General features: G+C 52.0%; 16 protein-coding genes. 7 read left to right on the top strand and 9 right to left on the bottom strand.

Annotated features, from left to right (window positions below):
• Window positions 1–132 precede the first annotated feature (132 nt).
• The 4 genes from AAGR08_RS19280 to cpxP form a co-directional block, all read right to left on the bottom strand.
• Window positions 133–1,122 carry a sulfate ABC transporter substrate-binding protein gene (locus AAGR08_RS19280; protein WP_097095642.1) on the bottom strand — a complete coding sequence of 330 codons (990 nt, stop codon included), beginning with the start codon at window positions 1,120–1,122 and terminating at the stop codon, window positions 133–135.
• Between the two features lie 146 nt (window positions 1,123–1,268).
• Window positions 1,269–2,231 carry a 6-phosphofructokinase gene (gene pfkA, locus AAGR08_RS19275; protein WP_097095641.1) on the bottom strand — a complete coding sequence of 321 codons (963 nt, stop codon included), beginning with the start codon at window positions 2,229–2,231 and terminating at the stop codon, window positions 1,269–1,271.
• Between the two features lie 208 nt (window positions 2,232–2,439).
• Window positions 2,440–3,342 (bottom strand): CDF family cation-efflux transporter FieF, encoded by a 903-nt coding sequence (gene fieF, locus AAGR08_RS19270; protein WP_345827754.1) that lies wholly within the window; start codon window positions 3,340–3,342, stop codon window positions 2,440–2,442.
• A 203-nt stretch (window positions 3,343–3,545) separates the two neighbouring features.
• Window positions 3,546–4,058, bottom strand: coding sequence for a cell-envelope stress modulator CpxP (cpxP, locus tag AAGR08_RS19265; RefSeq protein ID WP_097095607.1), 513 nt, complete (start codon window positions 4,056–4,058; stop codon window positions 3,546–3,548).
• A 150-nt stretch (window positions 4,059–4,208) separates the two neighbouring features.
• Between cpxP and cpxR the strand changes: the two genes are divergently transcribed.
• The 3 genes from cpxR to trmL are packed head-to-tail and all read left to right on the top strand — an operon-like array spanning window position 4,209 to window position 6,789.
• The gene (gene cpxR, locus AAGR08_RS19260; RefSeq protein WP_084877909.1) at window positions 4,209–4,907 is read left to right on the top strand and encodes an envelope stress response regulator transcription factor CpxR; all 699 of its coding nucleotides are present in this window, start codon (window positions 4,209–4,211) and stop codon (window positions 4,905–4,907) included.
• The gene (gene cpxA / locus AAGR08_RS19255; protein WP_097095606.1) at window positions 4,904–6,280 is read left to right on the top strand and encodes an envelope stress sensor histidine kinase CpxA; all 1,377 of its coding nucleotides are present in this window, start codon (window positions 4,904–4,906) and stop codon (window positions 6,278–6,280) included. The genes cpxR and cpxA overlap by 4 nt, the downstream gene beginning before the upstream one ends.
• A 35-nt stretch (window positions 6,281–6,315) precedes the next feature.
• On the top strand, window positions 6,316–6,789 hold the full coding sequence (trmL, locus tag AAGR08_RS19250) for a tRNA (uridine(34)/cytosine(34)/5-carboxymethylaminomethyluridine(34)-2'-O)-methyltransferase TrmL (protein WP_345827751.1): 474 nt from the start codon (window positions 6,316–6,318) through the stop codon (window positions 6,787–6,789).
• Here trmL and cysE read toward each other — a convergent pair.
• The 5 genes from cysE to AAGR08_RS19225 form a co-directional block, all read right to left on the bottom strand.
• The gene (cysE, locus tag AAGR08_RS19245) at window positions 6,786–7,601 is read right to left on the bottom strand and encodes a serine O-acetyltransferase (protein WP_007885334.1); all 816 of its coding nucleotides are present in this window, start codon (window positions 7,599–7,601) and stop codon (window positions 6,786–6,788) included. The genes trmL and cysE overlap by 4 nt on opposite strands.
• 69 nt (window positions 7,602–7,670) lie before the next feature.
• The gene (gene gpsA, locus AAGR08_RS19240; protein WP_345827749.1) at window positions 7,671–8,690 is read right to left on the bottom strand and encodes an NAD(P)H-dependent glycerol-3-phosphate dehydrogenase; all 1,020 of its coding nucleotides are present in this window, start codon (window positions 8,688–8,690) and stop codon (window positions 7,671–7,673) included.
• Complete coding sequence (secB, locus tag AAGR08_RS19235; RefSeq protein ID WP_097095603.1) at window positions 8,690–9,154, bottom strand: protein-export chaperone SecB; 465 nt, start codon at window positions 9,152–9,154, stop codon at window positions 8,690–8,692. Before secB ends, gpsA begins: the two co-directional genes overlap by 1 nt.
• A gap of 40 nt (window positions 9,155–9,194) precedes the next feature.
• Window positions 9,195–9,449 carry a glutaredoxin 3 gene (grxC, locus tag AAGR08_RS19230; RefSeq protein WP_345827748.1) on the bottom strand — a complete coding sequence of 85 codons (255 nt, stop codon included), beginning with the start codon at window positions 9,447–9,449 and terminating at the stop codon, window positions 9,195–9,197.
• An 18-nt stretch (window positions 9,450–9,467) separates the two neighbouring features.
• Window positions 9,468–9,899, bottom strand: coding sequence for a rhodanese-like domain-containing protein (locus AAGR08_RS19225; protein ID WP_097095601.1), 432 nt, complete (start codon window positions 9,897–9,899; stop codon window positions 9,468–9,470).
• Between the two features lie 249 nt (window positions 9,900–10,148).
• Here AAGR08_RS19225 and envC point away from each other — a divergent pair, with 249 nt between their 5' ends.
• The 4 genes from envC to AAGR08_RS19205 are packed head-to-tail and all read left to right on the top strand — an operon-like array spanning window position 10,149 to window position 14,504.
• Complete coding sequence (gene envC, locus AAGR08_RS19220) at window positions 10,149–11,450, top strand: murein hydrolase activator EnvC (protein WP_345827746.1); 1,302 nt, start codon at window positions 10,149–10,151, stop codon at window positions 11,448–11,450.
• A 3-nt stretch (window positions 11,451–11,453) separates the two neighbouring features.
• Window positions 11,454–12,359 carry a divergent polysaccharide deacetylase family protein gene (locus AAGR08_RS19215; protein ID WP_345827745.1) on the top strand — a complete coding sequence of 302 codons (906 nt, stop codon included), beginning with the start codon at window positions 11,454–11,456 and terminating at the stop codon, window positions 12,357–12,359.
• Between the two features lie 11 nt (window positions 12,360–12,370).
• Window positions 12,371–13,600: a glycosyltransferase gene (locus AAGR08_RS19210; RefSeq protein ID WP_345827744.1), complete on the top strand. Its 1,230-nt coding sequence runs from the start codon at window positions 12,371–12,373 to the stop codon at window positions 13,598–13,600.
• Window positions 13,593–14,504: a hypothetical protein gene (locus tag AAGR08_RS19205; RefSeq protein WP_097095597.1), complete on the top strand. Its 912-nt coding sequence runs from the start codon at window positions 13,593–13,595 to the stop codon at window positions 14,502–14,504. Before AAGR08_RS19210 ends, AAGR08_RS19205 begins: the two co-directional genes overlap by 8 nt.
• The last annotated feature ends 23 nt before the right edge of the window (window positions 14,505–14,527 follow it).

Genomic DNA, 14,527 nt, shown 5'->3' with positions numbered 1-14,527 from the left:
AGCCCGATTCCTCTATTCATCATCTGCCAGCATCCTCGCCTGACAGATGATGAAAGTCACGGACTAATCCTCAGCGCCTGTCTTCAGACATAAAAAAACGGCCAGCATTATCGCTGGCCGTTTTTGGATTTGTTAAGGCTTCATCACCTGGTCGTAACTGCCGCCATCGGCGAAATGGGTTTTCTGGGCTTGCGTCCAGCCACCAAACTTGCTGTCGATCGTGAACAGTTTCACCGGCGCGAATTTATCAGCAAACTTCTTCGCCACGGCTGCATCACGTGGACGGTAGAAATTCTCGGCGGCAATGGTCTGGCCTTCTGGTGAATAGAGATACTTGAGATAGTCTTCAGCCACTTTACGCGTGCCTTGCTCATCTACCACTTTATCCACCACGGAAACCGTCGGTTCAGCCAGGATCGATTCGCTTGGCGTAACGATTTCAAACTTGTCTTTGCCCAGTTTATTGACCGCCAGATACGCTTCGTTCTCCCACGCAATCAGCACGTCGCCGATACCGCGCTCAACGAAGGTATTGGTCGCACCACGTGCGCCAGAATCCTGTACTTCAACGTTCTTAAACAGCGACTTCACGTAAGCCTGCGCTTTGGCCTGATCGCCATGGTTCTGATCCAGCGCCCAACCCCATGCAGCCAGATAGTTCCAGCGTGCCCCACCCGAGGTTTTCGGGTTTGGTGTGATAACGGAAACGCCCGGTTTGATCAGATCTGGCCAATCATGAATGCCCTTCGGGTTGCCTTTGCGGACCAGGAACACGATGGTTGAGGTGTAAGGGGCGGAGTTATCCGGCAGGCGTTTGATCCAATCTTTATTAATACGACCACGGTCAGCAATAGCATCCACATCGGATTGCAGCGCCAGCGTAACCACATCAGCACGAATGCCATTGATCACGGAAGTCGCTTGTTTACCCGATCCACCGTGCGACTGGCGAATCACCACGTTGTCGCCGGTTTCCTGCTTGTAGTGTGCGCTAAACGCTTTGTTGTACTGTTCGTACAGCTCACGGGTAGGATCGTATGAGACGTTTAACAGCTGAATATCCTTTGCCAGAACACTGGTTGAGGCCAGTAACAAGGTGACACCAATACTCCACTTATTCATTGCTTGCTCTCCCGAGGTCGTTATAGAACAAGACTGACACAAAGTTATCCACGGATTAAAGAATTAAAAATAAGCTGTTATAACCGGACGGTATATGAGCAGGCATAAAAAAGGCGCGATTTACGTCGCGCCTTAATGCTGAAGAATCAGTAGAGTTTTTTCGCGGTATCCAGCCAGTCGCGTTTGAATGGACGCTTCATGTTTTCAATTGCGTCGATGATATCGTGATGCACCATCTTTTCGTTCTGAATACCCACGCAACGACCGCCATAACCCTGCAACAGCAGTTCAATAGAGTATGAACCCATGCGGGACGCGAGGATGCGGTCGTACGCGCAAGGCGCACCGCCACGCTGGATGTGGCCAAGCACAGTAGCGCGGGTTTCGCGTTTGGTTTCTGCTTCGATGAAGTGCGCAAGATCGTCGATGTCACAGATGTGCTCGGTGATCGCGACGATGGCGTGCTTTTTACCTTTGGCAATGCCAGCCTTGATTTCGGCAACCAGCTCTTCACGGGTATACGGAATTTCCGGCAGAACAATGAACTCACAGCCACCCGCGATGGCCGCCGCCAGCGTCAAATCGCCGCAATAACGACCCATCACTTCCACGATAGAGATACGCTGGTGGGAAGAAGAGGTATCACGCAGACGGTCAATCGCTTCCACCACGGTTTCCAGCGCAGTGAAGTAGCCGATGGTGTAATCAGTGCCCGCTACATCATTATCAATGGTGCCCGGTAAGCCGATGCATGGGAAACCCATTTCGGTCAGGCGCTTAGCCCCCATGTAGGAACCATCACCGCCGATAACCACCAGCGCATCAATGCCGCGCTTTTTCATGTTATCGATCGCGGTTTGACGTACTTCGTCATTACGGAATTCTGGGAAACGTGCGGAGCCAAGGAAGGTGCCGCCGCGGTTGATCATGTCAGACACGCTGTAGCGGTCGAGATTGATCATGCGATCTTCATACAAGCCCAGATAGCCGTCGTAAACACCAAAAACTTCCAGTCCTTCACTCAGCGCGGAACGTACAACTCCGCGAATGGCTGCGTTCATGCCTGGGGCGTCACCGCCGCTGGTCAGTACTCCGATTTTTTTGATCATGACAACCTCTGGATTGTTCAAAACTAAGGATTATTCCTGTCATGTGCCCGGCGTAGACCAGCTCGCGATCGCATGACTTAATAGTTGCAGAATAGTATATCAAAGGCCTGAAGCTGAATTGATTCAGGTCAGACAACTTTTCGCTAATTTTTTACAGAGTTGTTAGCGCTACGTCACTTTTTTTGTGTAATCGCATGATTTTAAAACGCTAACCTTGAAAAAATCCGTGTTGGTTTCCTGGCACAACAGAACAGGGATCTTGATGGATAATCACATCCGAGCCGGGAAACTTCTTCAGTAATGCTTGCTCAATTTCATCGGCTACCTGATGCGCTTGCACCAGAGGTAGCTGATCTTCCATCTCCAGATGCAATTGAATAAAACGCGTGGGGCCAGATTGCCGCGTGCGTAGAGCATGGGCACCACGAACCCCAGGCCAGCCGGTCACTACGTGAATAATCTCCAGCGTTTCATGCTCTGGCAAGGCACGGTCTAATAGCGCCTGTACCGCATCATACCCCATCCGCAACGCGTTATAGAGAATGTAAATGCCGATGCCGAGCGCAAACAAAGCATCCGCCCGCACAAAACCATAGCTGCTTAAGCCGAGAGCCACCAGGATTGCGCCGTTCATTACGACATCCGATTGATAGTGCAGCATGTCAGCACGAATCGCCTGACTCCGCGTGCGCCGCACCACCCACCGTTGAAAGGCCACCAGAACCAGGGTTGAAAACAGTGCCACCACCGTCACCACAATACCTACCAGCGGCGCGTTTAAGGTCGCTGGTGATGCCAAATGCTGAATGCCCGTCAGGAAAAGAAATAGCGCTGAGCCAGAAATAAACATGCTCTGCGCCAGTGCTGCCAGCGACTCTGCTTTACCGTGACCAAAGGTATGATCGTCATCGGCCGGCTGGAGCGAATAGCGCACCACCAGCAAGTTAGTCAGGGATGCCGCAATATCCACCAAAGAATCCACCAATGCCGCCAACATACTGACCGAACCGGTATGCCACCAGGCAAAAATTTTAACAATCAGCAGCAACGTTGCCAGCGTAGTTGCCGCCACAGCGGCCCGGTTAACTAATTTTGCATAGGAAGAATCCATGCTTTGCCTCGCCAGATGGCCCACACCCAAAATGCAGCCTGATGGTCTCAAGATGGCTAAAGTTTATCACTGGAAGGAATATGCTGTGAAAAATCAATATTAAGATAAGAGCGTGAGGAGAAAATAACAGGCAAAAAAAACCCCCGCATCATGCGGGGGAAGACAGGGATGGTGTCTATGGCAAGGAAAACAGGGATACTATGTTACTGGTTACTGCTGGTACTACTCACTGCTTGCAGCGGTGATGATGGCTGCAATCCTGAGAGCCGACGCATTTCTGCAAGTCGTCGCTCATAATTCTTCTGCAATTTCGCTTGCTGTGCAGGCGTTAGCAGGTGATACATCTGATTGCGAACCCGGGCCATCTCAACTTGCTGTTCGATTGCTGCGCGGGCCTGTTTTTCAGCCTGCTCTCTGATAGCCGGTTCGTTAAATTTGTCAGCAATGACAAGGTCATGCATAGTTTCGATATCTTGAACGCTGAGTGTTGGGCGTTCGTGGCGCGCTTGCTGCATTAGATCTCGCATCTGTTGCCGCTGTTGTTCAGTCAGCTCAATGCCATCGAACATGTAGCTTTGCGGATTTTGCGTCATACTGCCTGTCGCTAATACGCCGTTCGGATGCATCTCGTCAATCGTCGTCGTGTCTGCTGCTTCTGCGCTGGCGTGACTGAGAACCATCGCTGAGGCAATGACGACGGCGGTTAAGTAGCGCATCGTTAACTCCCAGTTCGTTCCGTTTTGCGATTCAACGAGAGCCAGTGTACGGCGATGGCTGCAAACATCCGTCAGGGGGTGTAAAACTACGTAAAGCGTTGGATTGCAAGTCAAGGAACACGGTATTTTGCCTGCGGAGGGCAATAAAAAATGAATAAAATCCTGTTGGTTGATGACGACCGCGAATTAACTTCGCTGCTTAAAGAACTGCTTGAGATGGAAGGTTTTGAAGTCATTGTGGCAAGCGATGGTGAGCAGGCACTAAACCTGTTAGACAACACCGTGGACTTGCTTTTGCTGGATGTGATGATGCCGAAAAAGAACGGTATCGACACATTGAAAGAACTACGCCAACAGCACCAAACGCCGGTCATCATGCTGACCGCGCGCGGCAGTGAACTGGACCGTGTTTTGGGCCTTGAGTTAGGTGCAGACGATTATCTGCCTAAACCCTTTAACGATCGCGAACTGGTGGCGCGTATCCGTGCCATTTTGCGCCGTTCAAACTGGAGCGAGCAGCAACAACAGCACGATAACAGCTCACCAACGCTGGAAGTGGATTGCCTGCGCCTGAACCCTGGTCGCCAGGAAGCGAGCTTTGATAACGAAACGCTGGATCTTACCGGCACCGAATTCACCCTGCTCTATTTGCTGGCGCAGCATCTGGGCCAGGTGGTTTCACGTGAGCATTTGAGTCAGGAAGTGTTGGGTAAACGTCTGACACCGTTTGACCGTGCTATCGATATGCACATTTCTAACCTGCGCCGTAAATTACCGGAACGTCGCGATGGCCACCCGTGGTTTAAAACGCTACGTGGACGCGGCTATCTGATGGTTTCGGCATCATGATCGGAAGTTTAACTACCCGCATCTTCGCTATCTTCTGGCTCACGCTGGCGCTGGTGTTGATGCTGGTTTTAATGGTGCCCAAACTCGATTCGCGCCAAATGACGTCGTTGCTGGAAAGTGAACAACGACAGGGCACGATGATTGAACAGCACGTCGAGGCTGAATTATCTCAGGACCCGCCAAACGATCTGATGTGGTGGCGCCGTTTGTTCCGTTCTATCGACAAATGGGCGCCCCCAGGCCAGCGCTTACTGCTGGTCACCAGCGAAGGCCGTGTGATTGGCGCGCAGCATAACGAAATGCAGATCATCCGTAACTTTATCGGTCAATCCGACAATGCCGACCATCCGCAAAAGAAGAAGTATGGCCGCGTTGAAATGGTCGGGCCGTTCGCCGTGCGCGATGGTGAAGATAACTACCAGCTTTATATGATTCGCCCTGCTACCAGCTCGCAGCTCGATTTCATCAATCTGATGTTCGACCGCCCGCTTCTGCTGCTGATCGTCACCATGTTGATTAGCTCACCGCTGCTGCTGTGGTTGGCATGGAGCCTGGCGCGTCCCGCTCGTAAGCTTAAGTACGCCGCAGATGAAGTAGCGAGTGGCAATTTACGTCAACATCCGGAACTGGAATCAGGCCCGCAGGAGTTCCTTGCAGCCGGCTCGAGTTTCAACCAGATGGTGAGTGCGCTCGAACGTATGATGACGGCACAGCAGCGCCTGCTGTCCGATATCAGCCATGAATTGCGCACCCCGCTGACCCGTTTACAGCTGGCAACGGCATTGCTGCGTCGGCGCAACGGTGAAGGTAAAGAGTTACAGCGCATCGAAACCGAAGCGCAGCGTCTTGATGGCATGATCAACGATTTGCTGGTGCTGTCACGCACTCAGCATAATAACGCCCTGGTCAGCGAAGCGATGAAGGCCAATCAGCTGTGGAACGGCGTGCTGGAAGATGCCAAATTTGAAGCCGAGCAGATGGGCAAGGTTATGGATGTACCCTATCCGCCGGGTCCCTGGCCCTTATATGGTAATCCTCACGCCCTGGAAAGCGCGCTGGAGAATATCGTACGTAACGCATTGCGCTATTCAAACTCGCATATCAGCGTCAGCTTCTCGGTAGATATTGAGGGCATTACCATCCATGTCGATGATGATGGTCCAGGCGTGAGTCCAGAGGATCGCGAGCAGATTTTCCGTCCGTTTTACCGTACTGATGAAGCACGCGATCGCGAGTCGGGTGGCACCGGTCTGGGTTTAGCGATTGTCGAAACTGCAGTGCAGCAGCATCGCGGCTGGGTTAAAGCCGATGATAGTCCGTTAGGCGGCTTACGCTTAACGCTGTGGTTGCCGCTGTACTCCGCCCGTCAATAATTTGTTATGCTTCGGCCCTCGTTTCCGGGGGCCTTATGCTAAACATTGTCTTATTTGAACCTGAAATTCCGCCAAATACCGGCAACATCATCCGCCTGTGCGCTAATACCGGTTTTCATTTACACCTGATTGAACCTCTGGGTTTTGCCTGGGATGATAAGCGCCTGCGTCGCGCGGGTCTGGATTACCACGAGTACACCGCGTTAAAAAAGCATGCTACCTACGCGGCATTTTTGACCTCCGAAGCACCGCAACGCCTGTTCGCACTTACGACCAAAGGCACGCCTGCGCACAGCGCGGTGAGCTATCAAAAAGGTGATTATTTGATGTTCGGTCCGGAGAGTCGGGGTTTACCGGCAGAGATTCTCAACGCGTTACCGGCTGAGCAAAAAATCCGTATACCCATGATGGCGGAAAGCCGCAGCATGAACTTATCGAACGCGGTATCGGTGGTGGTATATGAAGCGTGGCGCCAACTCGACTATGCTGGCGCCCTGATTAAAGGCTAGATGCCGTCACCATACTCAAAGCCAGCGCCGTTAAAGTGCTGATCCATATCCATCGACGGTTTATCACTGGTCGGCTTGCCAACAATACGCGCTGGCACGCCGGCCGCCGTAGTGTGCGGTGGTACGGGCTGCAGGACAACAGAACCGGCTCCGATTTTCGCGCCGCGCCCCACTTCAATGTTGCCCAGAATTTTGGCACCCGCACCAATCATCACGCCTTCACGGATCTTCGGATGACGATCGCCGCTGGTTTTCCCGGTACCGCCCAGCGTTACCGATTGCAGAATTGAAACATCATTTTCGATGATGGCCGTTTCGCCGATGACGATGCCGGTGGCGTGATCCAGCATAATACCGCGGCCAATGCGTGCCGCCGGATGAATATCGACGGCAAAGGAGACGGAGATTTCATTTTGCAGATAGACCGCCAACGCACGGCGCCCCTCTTTCCACAGCCAATGCCCAATACGATAAGCCTGCAATGCATGGAAGCCTTTCAGATAGAGCAGCGGCGTGGAGTATTTGTCGACCGCCGGATCGCGCTGGCGCACCGCTTGAATATCATAGGCCGCAGAGACGATCATCTCCGGGTCTTCACGATAGGCCTCTTCCACGATTTCGCGGATGGCAATCGCGGGCATAATCGGGTTCGCCAGCTTGTTGGCAAGCATATAGCTGAGGGCGCTGCCAAGGTTTTCGTGTTTTAGCAATGTCGCATGGTAAAAGCTGGCCAGCATCGGTTCACAGTCGGCCAGGGCTCTGGCTTCGGCTTTGATATGGTTCCAGACCAGTTCTAACTCTTCAGACGACATTGCTGTTTGCTCCCGATAAAAAAAGCGCCTGATGGGGCGCTACAGGTGATGACGCTGGCGCATCCTGCTTCAGCTTTGGCTGTTTTCGTCCTTCCTTGCACGGCCAAGTAACGTCAATGCTGCCTCTCGCGCCGATTTTCCGCAATAGAGCACCTGATAAATCTGCTCGGTAATGGGCATTTCGATGCCAACTCGAGCGGCCAATACTTTGACTTCTTTAGTATTTCTGTAGCCTTCTACAACTTGTCCGATAATGCGTTGCGCATCATCCACGCTCTCACCTTGCCCCAGCATCATGCCGAAACGTCGGTTACGTGACTGATTGTCGGTACAGGTCAGCACCAGATCGCCTAAGCCCGCCATGCCCATAAAGGTGGTGGGATCGGCCCCCAGCGCGGCGCCAAGACGGCTCATTTCAGTGAGGCCACGTGTGATCAGTGCGGTCCGGGCATTAGCCCCAAAACCAATTCCGTCAGAAATTCCTGCGCCAATCGCAATGACGTTTTTCACCGCGCCGCCTAACTGCACACCGATGAAATCCTGATTGTTATAGACGCGAAAACTTTTACCGCAGTGTAATTTCTGCTGCAGATCTTCAGCAAACTGTCCATCTGTCGAGGCCAGCGCGATGGCGGTTGGCATCCCAGCCGCCAACTCTTTGGCGAAGGTTGGCCCAGAAATGACAGCTAAAGGAATCGCATCACCGAGGATCTCGCGCGCCACATCCTGCAGTAAACGGCCCGTCTCTTTCTCCAGCCCTTTGGTCGCCCAAACAATCCGCGAATCCGCCCGCAAATGCGGTTTGAGCTGCGTAAGCACATCGCCAAACACATGGCTCGGTACCACGATCAGCAAATCGCGGCTCGCGCTCACTACCGTAGCTAAGTCGGCTTCAGGAACAAGATTATCGGGGAAAGGAACATCGGGCAGGAAAGCAACATTGCAGCGGTCAGCTTGCAGCTGCGCCACACTTTGGGGATTATGCCCCCACAGCAGAACCGGATGGCCATTACGGGCCAGCGTGATGGCCAAGGCGGTGCCGTACGAACCGGCACCGATGACGCTAATTGAAGCGTTGAGGGTAGTCATCAGGCATCCTGATGTGGCGCTTCGCCTTCACCTTGCTGCTGCAGATAGTTCATGAACAGCGCATCAAAGTTAACGGGTGCCAGGTTGAGCTGCGGGAAGGTACCGCGAGACACGAGGCTAGTGACGCACTCGCGTGCATACGGGAACAGAATGTTCGGGCAGTATGCGCCCAGGCAATGTGCCATTTGCGTGCCTTCAATGCCGCTAATGGTGAAAATACCGGCCTGCTGTACTTCGCACAGGAATGCCGTTTCTTCGGCAACGGTTGCCGTTACGGTAACACGCAGCACAACTTCAAAAACGCCATCAGCCAACTGAGAAGATGCCGTGTCGAGATCCAGCTTCACTTCCGGTTCCCACTCTTTCTGGAAAACCTGCGGCGCGTTCGGCGCTTCATAAGAGACGTCTTTGGTGTAAACACGTTGAATCTGGAACTGCATTTCGTTGGTGCTATGTTCTGACATGAGACTAAATCCTTTGAGTTAAAATTGTCTGATCGAAAAGTTATGCCTGGAGTAGAGGATCAAGTCCCTGACGTCCATCCAGCGCGTAAAGATCGTCATAGCCGCCAATGTGCTGCGCGTCTATAAAAATCTGAGGCACCGTAGTACGGCCACTTCGTTGGATCATCTCTTCGCGTTTCGCTGCGTTCCCGTCAATGGGAATCTCCTGGTACGACACGCCTTTTTGATCCAGCAACGCCTTTGCCCGGTGGCAATAAGGACAAGTGACTTTGGTGTAAATCTCAACATTCGCCATACGGTTACCCCTGAGAAGTTATTTACCGCGTACCAGTGGCAGATTTTCACCACTCCAGCCGCTCACGCCGTCTTTCAACACGGATACTTTTTCAAAACCAGCAGCGCTCAATTTAGCCGCTGACTCACCTGCGCTCTGGCCGGTGGCACAAACTACAATTATGGGTTGTGCCTTGTGCTTTTCCAGCTCGCCAAAACTCTCTTTTTTAATGTCTGCGGCCGCTACATTAATTGCCCCTGAAATGTGTCCTTTGCGGTAATCGTCGCGTGAACGAACGTCTACCACCACCGCGTCCTCTTTATTAATCATGTGGGTTGCTTCACCACGACTGATGGTTTTTACTTTAGAGAACATACCTTTAACGGTGGTCACAATCACGAGAACGAGTAAAGCAACCCATGCCAGACTGAGGATGGGGTGATTGCTTGCAAACTGCATAATTTCTTGCATGAGGGGTAACGACTCCAAACCGGGCTGATAAGCTAAAACAAGGGTTCTGAGTATACCTGCGCCACTTCGCATGTACAGTCGCGAAGGGGCCAGAGTTACGATTTGTGCGTCATTTTCCAAAAAAAGTGTTCTAATCGCAAAATTAAGACAAAGTTTATGCCAGTAAGCTCGGTACAGACATTTTTAGCAAAGCAAAACCCGGCCGGGCTAACTGGTAAGCGGCTGTTCATCGTGGAATAATTATCGACTATGAAGGGAAAAGCGACCGTTACACACACAAGGACCCGTTACAGCGGCACCACACTTCCGTTGTCATTCCGCTGGTCCGAAATCTCCCTGAGTCTGCTCGTCGCGGGCGCGCTGTTAATGCCCGCAGCCGCGCGCAGCGCAGATGATAATAAAACGCAGCTAAAATCTATTCAGCAGAACATTGCCGAGAAAGAAAAAAGCGTAAAGGCGCAGAAACTGCAGCGCAGTAAGCTGCTGGATCAATTACAGAGTCAGGAAAAAGTAATTGCGCAAGCCAGCCGACAACTGCGTGAAACGCGCAATAGCCTGCGCGCGCTTGAGGGTGAAATTGCGCAGGTTACCGCTTCAATTTCTCGTCTGGAAAAGCAGCAAGCACAGCAAGAAAAACTGCTCGCGCAACAGTTAGATGCCGCCTTCCGTCAGGGTCAGCATAACGGTTTACAACTGCTGCTGGGCGGTGAAGAAGCACAACGCAGTGAACGCATCCTTGCCTATTTCGGCTATCTCAATGCCGCCCGACAGAAAAATATCGACGATCTCAAACAAACGCAGCAGCAATTGGCGGAACAGCGTCAATCCCTGCAGGGTAAACAAGAGCAGCAAAAATCCTTGTTAGCGCAACAACAGACACAGCAAAGCAAATTGGAAGTGGCCAGTGCGGCACGGAAGAAGACGCTTACCGTGCTGGAGAGTTCGCTGGAAAAAGATCAGGCCGATCTGGTTGAGATGCGTGAGAACGAAAGCCGCCTGCAGAGCAAGATTGCCAAAGCAGAACGTGAAGCACGTGAACGCGCCGAACGCGAAGCTCGCGAGGCGGAAAAAGTGCGTCAACGTCAGGCGCAGGCGAAAGCCAAAGGATCCAGCTATCAGCCAACGCAGAGTGAACGCGAGCTGATGGCGCGTACTGGAGGATTGGGCAAGCCGGGTGGTCAAGCGGTTTGGCCGGTACGAGGACGTATTGAACACCGCTTCGGTGAATCGATGCAGGGCGAACTGCGCTGGAAAGGTCTGGTGGTTGATGCGCCTGAAGGCACTGAAGTCAAAGCCATTGCCGATGGACGCGTGCTGATGGCCGACTGGCTACAAGGTTACGGTCTGGTGGTGGTACTCGAGCACGGCAAAGGCGACATGAGCCTTTATGGCTACAATCAAAGCGCATTGGTGAGCGTTGGTGCTCAGGTGAAGGCAGGACAGCCTATCGCCCTTGTGGGCACCAGCGGCGGCCGCGGCACGCCTTCGCTCTACTTTGAAATCCGACGCCAGGGACAGGCCGTCAATCCACTACCGTGGTTAGGAAGATAAGTTTTGTTTCAACCCTCTAAAGTTTCGGCCGCACTCTGCGGCCTGTTTTTGTCACTTTCCGCCCATGCGGGAAAACTCTCCATCGTCATTGACGACTTCGGTTATCGTCCCGCCGAAGAGAATAAAGTGCTGCAAATGCCCACGGCAATCTCCGTTGCGGTCCTGCCGAATGCGCCACATGCGCGTGAAATGGCGACAAAAGCACATCAGGGTGGCCGCGAAGTATTGATCCACCTGCCAATGGCTCCGCTCAGTAAACAACCGCTGGAAAAAGATACGCTAACGCCGGAGATGAGCAGCGCGGAGATTGAACGGATCATTCGTGAAGCCACCAGCAAAGTGCCCTACGCGGTGGGCCTGAATAATCACATGGGCAGCAAAATGACCTCCAGCCTGCCCGGCATGCAGAAAGTGATGCAGGCGCTCAATCACTACAATTATTACTTTCTCGATAGCATGACCATTGGCAACAGCCAATCGATCCCGGCGTCTCAGGGCACGCACGTCAAAGTGCTTAAGCGCCGCGTGTTCCTCGATGATAGCCAGAATGAAGCCGCCATCCGTACGCAGTTTACTCGCGCGGTTAAGCTGGCACAGCGTGACGGTTATGCCATCGCCATCGGTCATCCGCATCCCACCACGGTACGCGTGTTGCAACAAATGCTGCCAACTTTACCAGCCGATATCATGTTGGTGCGCCCCAGTCAGTTGTTGAATGAACCGCTGCATCAGGGCACCACGCTACCGCCATCCAAGCCGGATAAACCTGAGAATCCGCGCTTCCGCGCACCAGGTCTGTGTAAGCCGAGCAAGCCCGTACCGCAGGTGCCGCAGAGCCGAGCCGTTGAATTAGTCACGGAAAGTATTGAGCAAAGCCAATTGGTTAAGTCAATTAAACAGCTCTTCTGATAGCGGGATGAATGAACTCAATGAGAAGAAAGATTTTGCTGTTGGATACCGGACGTGAATGGGGCGGCGGCACTAACAGTATGTTAGAACTGCTTAAACGCATCGATCGGCAGAAGTTTGCTGTCACCTGTTGTTTTTACAACAACTATTCTCGTGGCAACAGCGAAACCATTGAGTCCATCTTAAATTCAATCGGCATTCCCGTTATTTTTATCCCGCAACGTCGCCAGCCAATGTGGGCAAAACTGAGTAAAGAGCTGTTACGTACGCTGTTTTTTTTCAACCGCTCGCTGAAAAAAGAGATGATCGCTCGGGTGGACGAAATATGGCGTGTCTTACCCAATGCCAAAGCAATTTCATCAATTATGCGGGCTGGGCAATACAACGCGCTTTATATGAATAACCAGCCCAGCACCAACGTTGAAGGCTATTGCGCCGTCAACAATTTAGATGTGGCGCTCATCCAGCACTGCCGAATTGAACCGCAACTGAACGCCGCGCTGGTGAAGAGGGTTAATGAACGTGTTGATGCCGTTATCGCGGTCTCGCACGGCGTCAACCAGTCATTACGTCAGAGCGGCGTTGATGCGCAGCGCTGCTTCACCGTTTCAAACGCGATTGATATTCACCAGACATTGCCTGACCGCGCAGAAGTACGTGAGCGCCTGGGCTACGCCCCAGAAACATTCATTTTTGGTTCAATAGGCTCACTTATCACGCGTAAAGCGAACCATCATATTTTTCAGGCGTTAGGCCAGTTCAAACGCGCTCATCCTGAGGCCAAATGGAAAATGGTGGTGGTAGGTAGCGGGCCCGAACAGGAAAAACTGGCTCAGCTCGCTGGTACAGAAATGATTGAATCACATATCGTTTTTACCGGTTTTCAAAACAATCCGCTGGATTATCTTGCCGCGTTTGATGTCTTTATTCTTGCCTCGCGCAGTGAAGGCTTACCGCGTGTGGTGCTGGAAGCCATGCTGGTGAAAACGGCGGTAATAGGTTCGAATGTGGTAGGAACGGCGGAGTTAATTAATCACAATGAGACCGGCGTGATTTTTGAATATGGCGATATTGATCGGTTAAGCGGCTATCTGATGACATTATGGCAAGATGCCACACTGCGCCAGCGCCTCATTGAGGCGGCTGAATTACGCGTGCGTGAGCAATACGCCATTGAGAACTATGTTTCTGGTGTCGAAATGATATTAGAAAAATGTATTGAAAGGAGAACGCATGTTTGAATTTTTAAATAAAAACTATCGACACATCCGCGCTCGCCACAATATTTCATACACGCAGAGCGATACGCAAGGTAATACACCATTAACTTCAGTGATCATTCCTTGCACAGGTTCCGACTATATCGAAGAAGCGTTATTGAGTGCAGAATTTGCCAGTCGCTTTGCATCCGGTATTGAGGAGATAGTGATTGTCAGCGATCAGCCTGAGCAGGCTTTCGGTAAACTGCCGAAAAATACCCGCGTAACGACATTGGATATTCCTTTTCGTGAGGAAAGCTATCGTTATAAACAGATTTACCGCAGTCGATTAATCAAAATTCAAGCCCCTTTACAGGCTAAAGGCGAAGGGATTTTGATGATTGACTCGGACCTCAATCTGCTTAGATCACCCACAATAAATATGCATGAAGGGCATCTTTATTCCAGTTTCCGCAAAGGAAAAATGATCGCTAAGCTGGAGGGAGCCGATGAGCATGCCATCCCTGCATATTACAAACCATCAATAAGACCGTATTTAGAAGATCACGTAAATGGTGCCTATTTAGCCGCCACGCGAAAAACCTGGAAACGCATTTGCCCACTCTGGTTAACGCTCTTTCAAGACACGTGGGAACTCATGAACGACAATCAGCCGCCAACAGATCAGCTGCCACTCTCAGTATTACTGGATATGCTAGACCTTCGTACGATCAATCTGGGAGAGTGGGCAAACTGGCCCGTTTCCAAAAAGATTGGCGGCCACGCGGCGCCCATTCCCTCTGAAGTCATTGGCGCACACGGTGGTTTTCCTTTAAGTGAATGGCAGAAATACCTTCAGGATCCCACTCAGCCGCTCACCTTCAAGGGGCAGGATTACACACGCAAAGTGCGCTACCTGACGGACGCAGAAAAAATACAGCAATGAAACTCTCCGGCCGTCTGGCCGGA

It is taken from the genome of Pantoea sp. BRR-3P (assembly GCF_039621635.1).
In the GTDB taxonomy this organism is placed as follows: domain Bacteria; phylum Pseudomonadota; class Gammaproteobacteria; order Enterobacterales; family Enterobacteriaceae; genus Pantoea; species Pantoea floridensis.
This window is presented reverse-complemented; position numbering and strand designations above follow the sequence as displayed.

Bases quoted from the DNA above. Each gene is read 5' to 3' on its own strand.
- AAGR08_RS19280 (WP_097095642.1), bottom strand. From the start codon at position 1,122: ATGAATAAGTGGAGTATTGGTGTCACCTTGTTACTGGCCTCAACCAGT.
- pfkA (WP_097095641.1), bottom strand. From the start codon at position 2,231: ATGATCAAAAAAATCGGAGTACTGACCAGCGGCGGTGACGCCCCAGGC.
- fieF (WP_345827754.1), bottom strand. From the start codon at position 3,342: ATGGATTCTTCCTATGCAAAATTAGTTAACCGGGCCGCTGTGGCGGCA.
- cpxP (WP_097095607.1), bottom strand. From the start codon at position 4,058: ATGCGCTACTTAACCGCCGTCGTCATTGCCTCAGCGATGGTTCTCAGT.
- cpxR (WP_084877909.1), top strand. From the start codon at position 4,209: ATGAATAAAATCCTGTTGGTTGATGACGACCGCGAATTAACTTCGCTG.
- cpxA (WP_097095606.1), top strand. From the start codon at position 4,904: ATGATCGGAAGTTTAACTACCCGCATCTTCGCTATCTTCTGGCTCACG.
- trmL (WP_345827751.1), top strand. From the start codon at position 6,316: ATGCTAAACATTGTCTTATTTGAACCTGAAATTCCGCCAAATACCGGC.
- cysE (WP_007885334.1), bottom strand. From the start codon at position 7,601: ATGTCGTCTGAAGAGTTAGAACTGGTCTGGAACCATATCAAAGCCGAA.
- gpsA (WP_345827749.1), bottom strand. From the start codon at position 8,690: ATGACTACCCTCAACGCTTCAATTAGCGTCATCGGTGCCGGTTCGTAC.
- secB (WP_097095603.1), bottom strand. From the start codon at position 9,154: ATGTCAGAACATAGCACCAACGAAATGCAGTTCCAGATTCAACGTGTT.
- grxC (WP_345827748.1), bottom strand. From the start codon at position 9,449: ATGGCGAATGTTGAGATTTACACCAAAGTCACTTGTCCTTATTGCCAC.
- AAGR08_RS19225 (WP_097095601.1), bottom strand. From the start codon at position 9,899: ATGCAAGAAATTATGCAGTTTGCAAGCAATCACCCCATCCTCAGTCTG.
- envC (WP_345827746.1), top strand. From the start codon at position 10,149: ATGAAGGGAAAAGCGACCGTTACACACACAAGGACCCGTTACAGCGGC.
- AAGR08_RS19210 (WP_345827744.1), top strand. From the start codon at position 12,371: ATGAACTCAATGAGAAGAAAGATTTTGCTGTTGGATACCGGACGTGAA.
- AAGR08_RS19205 (WP_097095597.1), top strand. From the start codon at position 13,593: ATGTTTGAATTTTTAAATAAAAACTATCGACACATCCGCGCTCGCCAC.